General features: G+C 36.4%; 1 protein-coding gene. It reads right to left on the bottom strand.

Annotated features, from left to right (window positions below):
* Window positions 1-206 precede the first annotated feature (206 nt).
* Window positions 207-1052, bottom strand: coding sequence for a type IV secretion system protein (locus tag ACFIME_RS03300; protein ID WP_375684476.1), 846 nt, complete (start codon window positions 1050-1052; stop codon window positions 207-209).
* Window positions 1053-1086 lie beyond the last annotated feature (34 nt).

Here is a 1086-nt window from a genome sequence, read left to right as displayed (position 1 = left end):
ATTTTTTGTCATTATTATAATTTTGACACTAAAGTAAAGTGTATAGTTTACGATAATTTATCTTTTCTTAATTTCATTTTTTAATTTATGAAAATAGCTCAATTTCAGTGCGAATATTTTTTACTTTAGGATTGGATATTCTTGTTATTTTATCGTGTGCATTTAAAGTTTCTGTTACGAGAATCATTTCTTTCTAGCTACATCCTCTAGTTTCTATGTTTCCATAGATGTCCAAATGTAATGCCTTTTGCGAGAGAATTGGCCATGCTTGATAGTTTGAGTAACAGCATGATGGATATAATGGACAAGATGAGAGCTCCCCCAAACATGGCTGCTACATTCTGGTTATAATCGAGTTTCATATCACTCAAGTAGTTTGCAAAGATATTCATCATCAGATTAAATACAGTCGCTAAGAGTAGAAAGAGGATTATATAATTTACGACTTGGATTAACCATTGCTGAAAAAAGCGATAGGTTGGTTGCCACAGTAAGGCAATGATGAAGATAGGGCCCAATCCTACGAGAAGTGTAATAGCGATTTTTGTCAGTATGACGAGACCACCGCCGATTGCCACGACGGAACTTGTTGCCAGCAAGATGAGGATACCTAAGAGGCTGTAAAGCAATCCATTGGCCTCGAAGAAGATGGTTTCCTGGAAAAGACGACCTGCATATTGGAATCCTTTGGTTGCTGCTTTGTCCAATAAATTCATTAACTGTGTATCATTGAGTGGATTTGTCATGAGCGCTTTTGATAACTCATAGGGCATTTGTGTTATTAAATTGGCAATTTCACTTTGATAAAGTCCTGTGGTAAGGGCTATTGAAGTAATAATACTTATTCGCAGGAAACGATTTACAAATCCGGAGAGTGGCATATCGATAGCGCCCCGAATGATAAGCCATCCGTAGATGATGAAAGCGATCGTGATTCCAATTGAAACGAAAGGTGTAATTGTAGCAATTGCTTTTGAGGAAATACCCGTGACATATGTTTGTGTTACCTGGTTAATTTTATCGAAAAGTTGCGTGAACATAGTGAAGTTCATGGCATTCCTCTTTAACGAATTTTCAACTTTTTAT

Source organism: Bartonella sp. AP1QHHD, from assembly GCF_042196265.1.
Lineage (GTDB): Bacteria > Pseudomonadota > Alphaproteobacteria > Rhizobiales > Rhizobiaceae > Bartonella.
Note: the sequence above shows the minus strand (reverse complement) of the source record. Positions and strands in the feature narration are given on the sequence as shown.